The 7,001-nt window shown below is 77.3% G+C and carries 4 protein-coding genes; all 4 read right to left on the bottom strand.

From position 1 onward, the window contains the following. Nucleotides 1–238 precede the first annotated feature (238 nt). The 4 genes from ACIP4P_RS37955 to ACIP4P_RS37940 all read right to left on the bottom strand — a co-directional run bounded on the left by ACIP4P_RS37955 (nucleotide 239) and on the right by ACIP4P_RS37940 (nucleotide 6,964). Entirely contained in the window at nucleotides 239–1,543 is a 1,305-nt protein-coding gene (locus ACIP4P_RS37955; protein ID WP_400926852.1) for a S8 family serine peptidase, read from the bottom strand. Further along, nucleotides 1,540–4,959: a right-handed parallel beta-helix repeat-containing protein gene (locus tag ACIP4P_RS37950; RefSeq protein ID WP_400926849.1), complete on the bottom strand. Its 3,420-nt coding sequence runs from the start codon at nucleotides 4,957–4,959 to the stop codon at nucleotides 1,540–1,542. The genes ACIP4P_RS37955 and ACIP4P_RS37950 overlap by 4 nt, the downstream gene beginning before the upstream one ends. An 80-nt stretch (nucleotides 4,960–5,039) precedes the next feature. Next, nucleotides 5,040–6,332, bottom strand: coding sequence for a hypothetical protein (locus ACIP4P_RS37945; RefSeq protein ID WP_400926846.1), 1,293 nt, complete (start codon nucleotides 6,330–6,332; stop codon nucleotides 5,040–5,042). Between the two features lie 188 nt (nucleotides 6,333–6,520). Next, a complete protein-coding gene (locus ACIP4P_RS37940) occupies nucleotides 6,521–6,964 on the bottom strand; it encodes a hypothetical protein (RefSeq protein ID WP_400926843.1) in 444 nt (147 codons plus the stop codon). Between the last annotated feature and the right edge of the window lie 37 nt (nucleotides 6,965–7,001).

Raw genomic sequence — 7,001 nt, 5'->3', positions numbered from 1 at the left:
CGGGCCGAAGGCCGGGGCCGAAGGCCGGGGCCGAAGGCCGGGGCCGAAGGCCGGGGCCGAAGGCCGGGGCCGAAGGCCGGGGCCGAAGGCCGGGGCCGAAGGCCGGGGCGGCGAGGTGCGTGCCCCGACGCCGCGCACCCGGCGGGAATCGGCGGACGGGCCCCGGCTGTATCGACCGCCGTCGACAACGCCCGTGGTCGATACAGCCAGCGGGCCGCAACGGCTCCGCCCTCGGCCGTCAGGGCTTCCAGGCGCGGGGGCGCCAGGCGTGGCGGCGGGCGGTGGTGACCAGGAGGGCCAGGCCGAGGGTGAGGACGACGGTGGCGAGGACGGCGGCGGCGACGGTCGCGGCCTGCTGGGGGGCGGGGTCCGGGGCCGGGGGTTGGAGGGCGGGGGCCGTGGCGGGCGGCGGGGCGGCGGCCGGGGCGGCGGGCACGGCGGTGGTCAGGGCGGCCAGGGGGTCGACGGTGCCGTAGCCCAGGCGGGGGTCGGGCAGGGCGGTGCCGGGGTGGTAGGCGGTGGATTCGAGGCGGTCGCGCAGGTGGGCGGGGTCGAGGTCGGGGTGGTAGCCGAGCAGCAGGGCGGCGGTGCCGGCCACCACGGCGGTGGCGAAGCTGGGGCCGCTGCCGGTGAAGTAGCCCCGGCCGGCCGGTCCGGTGCTCATCATCGCCTCGCCCGGGGCCGTCAGGTCGACCCGGGGGCCGGCCGGGGTGCCCGCCGGGGCGGGGGTGTCCCGGGCGGTGACGGCGGTGACGGCGGCGCCGCTGCCGCTGGTACCGCTGCCCCCGCCGCTGCCCGTGCCCCCGCCCCCGCCCGGGGCGGTGCCGCCCGGGGCGAGGGCGGCGACGGTGAGCACCTGGGACGGGGCGGAGGCCACGGCGGCGTTGCCCTGGTCGAAGGCGGCCGGGGCGACGACCAGGGCGCCCTTGCCGTCGGCGTGGCGCAGCGCGTCGTCGAGGGCGGGGTCGCCGGCGGGCAGGGGCAGGGCGGAGGCGATCACCCGGGCGCCGGCGTCGGCCGCGTCGCGGATGCCCTTGGCGAGCAGGGCCGGGGTGGTGGCGCCGGTGTCGTCGGTGACGGCCACGGCGAGGATGCGGGCCTCGGGGGCGATGCCGGCGAAGCCGGTGCCGTCCTGGTGGCGGGCGGCGATCAGTCCGGCGAGGAAGGTGCCGTGGCCGACGCAGTCGCGGGTGGAGTCGCCGGTGCCGTACTCGCGCGGGCCGGTGACCAGGCGTTCGCCCAGGACGCCGGAGGTGCCGTCGACGCCGGAGCCGACGACGGCGACGGTCACCCCGGTGCCGCGGCTGAGCGGCCAGGCGGCCTCGGGGTGCAGGTAGGTCTGGGCCCAGGGGGTGCGGTCGGTGGCCTTGTCGGAGGGTTTGAGGCACTCGCCCGGGCGGGCGGCGGAGCGGTTCTGGGCGATCACGGGCAGGGCGGAGGGGTCGCCGGAGGCGGCGGCCGCCGGGGCGGCCAGGACGGGCGGGGCGGCGAGGACGGGCAGGGCGGCCAGGACGGCGAGGGCGGTGCGGAGACGGGCCGTCACGCCGGGCTGCCCTGGAGCAGGGCGGGGACGTCCTGCGGGAGCAGCAGGCTCAGTTCGGACACGTCGCCGACCTCCAGGCGGGCCAGCCGGCCGGCCTGGCGGGTGAGCATCGACTCCAGGGTCTGGCGGGCGAAGCGGCCGTTGCCGAAGTTGCGGTCCCGGGGGACGGCCGCGCACAGGGCGGCCAGCGTGGTGAGGGTCTCGGGGGCGCAGAGGTAGCCGGCGGCCTCGGCCTGGCGGGCGACGATGGTGACGAGTTCGTCGGCGCTGTAGTGGTCGAAGGCGATCTGCTGGGGGAAGCGGGAGGCCAGGCCCGGGTTGGAGGCGAGGAAGCCGCGCATCTCGTCCTCGTAGCCGGCCACGATCACCACGACCTCGTCGCGGTGGTCCTCCATCAGCTTCATCAGGGTGTCCACCGCCTCCTGGCCGAAGTCCCCGGAGGCGGTGCCGCCGCGCGGGGTGAGGGTGTAGGCCTCGTCGATGAACAGCACGCCGCCGCGGGCGCGTTCGAAGGCGTCCCGGGTGAGCTGGGCGGTGTGGCCGATGTAGCGGCCGACCAGGTCGGCGCGGGCGGTCTCGACCAGCTGGCCGGTGGGCAGCACGCCGAGTTCGGCGAGCAGGGCGCCGTAGAGGCGGGCGACGGTGGTCTTGCCGGTGCCGGGCGGGCCGGCGAAGACCAGGTGGTGGCTGATCCTGGCGGCGGGCAGGCCGGCCTCCTCGCGGCGGCGGGCCTGGGTGATCAGGTTGACCAGGTTCTCCACCTGCTCCTTGGCGGCGGCCAGGCCCACCATCTCCCGCAGCTGCGCCAGCAGTTCGCTGCCGCCGCCGGTGCCGCCGGTGCCGGTGCCGGGGCCGGCGGCGGCCGCGGCGCCGAGGTCCTCGGGCAGCAGCAGCGGCAGGTCGGCGTCGGTGACCTCGGCGAGGGCGGCCAGCCGGGAGGCCTGGCGGTCGACCATCTCCTCGAAGACCTTCCGGGCCGCGCGCCCGTTGCCGAAGTCCGCGCCCTTGGGCATGCGGGTGAAGTGCGTGCCCAGGGCCTCCACGGTGGCTTCGGCGAGGTCGAAGCCGTGGGCTTCGGCGGCCCGGCGCACGATGGTGACCAGTTCCTGCGCCGAGTAGTTGCGGAACTCCACGGTGCGGCTGAAGCGGGAGGCCAGGCCCGGGTTGGAGGAGAGGAACTCGCGCATCTCGTCCTCGTAGCCGGCCACGATCACCACGACGTCGTCGCGGTGGTCCTCCATCAGCTTGACCAGGGTGTCGATCGCCTCGCGGCCGAAGTCCGGGCCGGTGCCGCCGGAGCCGGCGGACAGGGTGTACGCCTCGTCGATGAACAGCACCCCGCCCAGGGCCTCGTTGAACACCTCGGTGGTCTTGATGGCGGTGCCGCCGACGATGGAGGCGACCAGGTCGGCCCGGGCGACCTCGGTCAGGTGGCCGCTGCGCAGCACCCCGAGCTCGGCCAGGATCGAGCCGTAGAGCCGGGCGACGGTGGTCTTGCCGGTGCCGGGCGGCCCGGCGAAGACCAGGTGACGGCCCATCGGGAGGGCGGGCATGCCGGCCTGTTCGCGGCGCCGGGCCAGCTTGTTGAGGTTGACCAGGGTGGCGACCTGCTCCTTGACGCCCTCCAGGCCGACGAGGGCCTGCAGGGCGGCCTGCGGGCCCTCCGGGTCCGGGGGCGGCGGCTCGGCGCCGGCGGGCTGCGGGTCGGCGGGGCCCTGGTGGCCGGGGTCGGCGCCGGCCGGGCGGGTGCCGGGGGCGGCGGCCACGGGGTGGGCCTCGGCGCTGCCGTGGCTGTCGGCGTGGGCGTTGTCGCGGCTGGTGAGGTCCTGGACGGCGAGGCGGGTACCGGGCCTGGTCTGGCGCAGTCCGGAGCCGCGGTTGCCGGTGACGGTGCAGCCGGTGACGCGCACCGGTTCCTCGGAGTCCACGCGCAGCCCGTCGCGGGCGTTGTCGGTCAGTTCGCAGCCGGTCAGCGCGGCGCGGGCGCCGGCGGCGAGCAGGGCGCCGTGGCGGCGGTTGCCGTGGATCCGGGTGCGGGCGGCGGTGAGTTCGCCGTCCTCCTCGACGAGCAGGCCGTCGCCGCTCCAGTCGGCGATGTCGCAGTCGCGCAGCGAGAGGAGGCCGCCGGGGCCGATCTCGACCCCGTTGACCGCTGCCGCCGTGCCGCTGCCGCTGCCGTTGCCGCTGCTGCCGCGCACGGTGGTGGCGCCGACCTGGGTGTTGCCGCCGTCGGCGACCCGCAGCGCGGCGCGGGCGCCCGCCCCCAGCAGGCAGGACTCCAGGCGCCCGCGGCCCTCGCGCAGCACCTCGACGCCGTGGCCGCCGACCTCGGCGACGTCCAGGCGGCGCAGCAGCGGGTTGGCGCCCTCGCGCACGAGCACCCCGGTGCCGGCGGCGCCGCGCACCTCCAGGCGGTCGAACTCGGCGGCGCTCTCGCCGGTCAGGTCCACCGCGTCGCCGGCGCCGGCGGTGACGGTGGTGCGGGTCAGGACCGGGCTGGAGGACTCGTCGACCAGGATGCCGGTGCCGTGGGCGTCGGCGACCGCGCACTCCTCGAAGCGGCCCCGGGAGCGGCCGGTGACGTGGATGCCGTGGCCCTTGGTGCGGGTGGTGCGGCAGCGGCGCACCAGCGGGTCGGTGCCGCCGGCCAGGACCAGTCCGTGGCCGCGGGTGGTGTCCAGGGCGCAGTCCTCCAGCAGGACCTGGGCGGCGGAGCTGATGTAGACGCCGAGCGCGACGTCGCGCACGGTGGTGCGCAGGACGCGGGTGGTGCTGTGCTCCTCCAGAGCGATGGCGGGTTTGTCGGTGGCGGAGATCTCGCAGTCCTCGATGGTGCCGCGGCCCTCGCCGTTGGCGCACACGCCGTTGCCGCGGGCGTCGCGCAGCACGCAGTTGCGCACCACCGGGTTGGCCTTCTCGCCGATCACCACGGCGGAGCTGCCGAGGTGTTCGATGACGGTGTCCTCGATGACGCTGGTGCCGGTGGAGGTCTCCACGATGCCGGCGCCGGCCGGGTTGACGACGCGGCAGCCGCGCATCGCCAGGGAGCCCTGCTGGCGGGTGAGCAGGGCGGTCCAGGAGTTGCCGGCGACCTCGCAGTCCTGGAGGGCGGCCTGGCCGCGCGGGACGTCGACGGTGGGCAGTTCCTCGTCCTGGCCCTGCAGGACCAGGCCGGTGAGCTGGACGGCCTCGGCCACGACCTGGACGACGGCGCCGCGGCGCGGGGAGATGCGCACGCTGCCGCGGGCCTCCTCGGCGGTGATGGTCACCATCTTGGTGATCACCAGGTTCTCGTCGTAGCGGCCCGGGCGGACGCTGATCACCGCTCCGCTGCGGGCCGCCTCCAGGGCGGCGCCGATCGTGCGGTAGCCGCCGTCGCGCGGCTCCGCACCGACCGTCAGCACATGGCGGGTCATGGGGCGTTCTCCTCCGTCGTTCGTGGGCAGGTGGTGCTGGTGGTGCGGGTGGTGCTGCCGGTGCTTCTCGCCGGCCGGGGTCAGCCGGTGCAGTCGGCCTTGACGGCGGAGGCGGCGTGGTGGGCCCAGGTCTTGACGGTGTCGCCGACCCAGTCCTGGCCGCGGCTGTGCATCGTGACGGCGATGCGGCCGCCGCTGAGCGGGAAGGTGCCCGCCGAGACCCACTGGCCGCGGGAGGAGACCTGGTTCACCTCGAAGGAGCGGCCCTGCACGGTGTAGTAGGTGGGGGCGCCGCCGACGGCCTTGATGTCACCGCTGTTGGGGACGTAGACGGACAGCCGGCAGCTGCCGGAGGTGAGCGAGCCGGTGTTGAAGGTCCACACCACCGAGTTGCTGTTGTCGTCCTTGTTGGCGGCGCCGGACATCGGCATCGAGGTGAAGCCGCCGCCGCAGCCGTCGCCGCTGTAGCCGCCGGAGTTCTTGCGCCAGCCCTTCTGCCCGTCGTCGAACCAGCCGTTCTGCTGCATGGACGTCGATCCGCCGCAGCCCGGGCCGGCGACGGCGCTGTAGGTGGGCGCGGGCGGCGGGGCGGGCGGGGTGGACTTGGCCGGGGGCTGGGCCGGGGGCTGGGGCTGGGCGGGCTGCTGGGGCTTGGTCTGCGCCGCGCCGCCGCCCTGCCCGGTGCCCTGGCCGCCGCCCTGGCCCGCGCCCTGCCCGCCGCCCTGGCCGGTGTTCTGGCCGCCGTTCTGGGGCGCGGGCGCGCCCGGGGCGGCCGGCGTGTCGGCGGCGGTGCGGCCGGTGGCCGGGCTCCCGTGGCCGCCCTGGTCGCCGGGCAGGGCCGCGCCGAGGGCCGCGGCGGCGGGCACCACGCCGTCCCCGGGGTTGGGGGCGCCGGGCGCCGGCTGGCCGGGATCCGCGGGCTGCCCGGGCTGGCCCGGCTGCAGCGGCTGGTCACCGGCCGGGTTCCCGGGCCCGTCGGCGCCGGGGACGTACCCGTTGCCGCCGCCGTCCGGCTGGGAGAACCCGGCGGGCGGCGGCCCGTCGGCGCCGTGCGGGCCGGGGTTGTCCCCGCCCAGGCCGGCCACCCCCAGCGGCACCCCCACCAGCACCAGGCCGGCCAGCACCGCGGCGGCCACCATCGGCTTGGGGATGCGCCGCCCAGCGCCCTCCTGCCCGCCCGCCGCCTCCGGCACGGGCGCGGCCGTCACCCCGGGCCGGGCCGTGCCCGCGCCCGCCGCCGTTGCACCGCTCTCCCGGACCGGGGGCACCGCTCCGGCGGCACCCACCGCCGCCGGGGCCGGCCCCGGGGCACCGGCCGCACCCGCGTCCGGCGCCCCGGACTCAGCCGCCGGCTCGGGTACCGCCCAGGCCACGGCAGGCAGTTGGATGCCCCCGCCCGACGACCCGCTCCCCCGCGCGCTCCGTTCCCTGCCCACCCGCACTCCCTGACCCTCCACGACGCCCGATGCCCATGTCCCGTGCCGGGTCCGGTCGTCATCGACCGGACCCGGCACGGGACATGGGCCCTACCCGTAGCGACGGGCGGCATGGCGCGCCGGGTTCAGCTGGTCTCCAGGCGCCACGCCGGCTCGGCCGGGCGCGGCGGGCGCAGCACGAAGTCGACCGCCCGCTGGAGGGTCTGCGGGGACGGCCGCGGGCACGGCCCGGTGCGCTCGCGCAGGTGGGCGAGCAGCCCGGGCTCGGGGGCGAGGTCGTACTCCTGGAGGTAGTAGGTGACGGTGTCGGTCCAGATCCACTCGCCGTCGGTGCGGTAGTTCATCGGGACGGTGGCCCGGCGGGAGGTGTCGAAGATGTCGTCCATCAGCGCCGGCGTCACCAGCACCTCCGCCCCGGCGTTCAAGTACCCGGCCAGCGCGTCCCGTTCGGCCGGGTCCCGGACCAACTCGTGGTCCGGCGAGAACCCCGGCCCGGCGACCGGGTCGACCGTGTCGAACACCGCCGCCAGCCGGAACTCCCCCGCCGCCCGCTGCTGCCGCTGCTCCACGCCCTGCCCCATTTCCCGCCCCGGTCACCTGTGGCCC

Origin of the sequence: Kitasatospora sp. NPDC089509, from assembly GCF_044749365.1 — a bacterium.
Classification (GTDB): Bacteria; Actinomycetota; Actinomycetes; order Streptomycetales; family Streptomycetaceae; genus Kitasatospora.
This window is presented reverse-complemented; position numbering and strand designations above follow the sequence as displayed.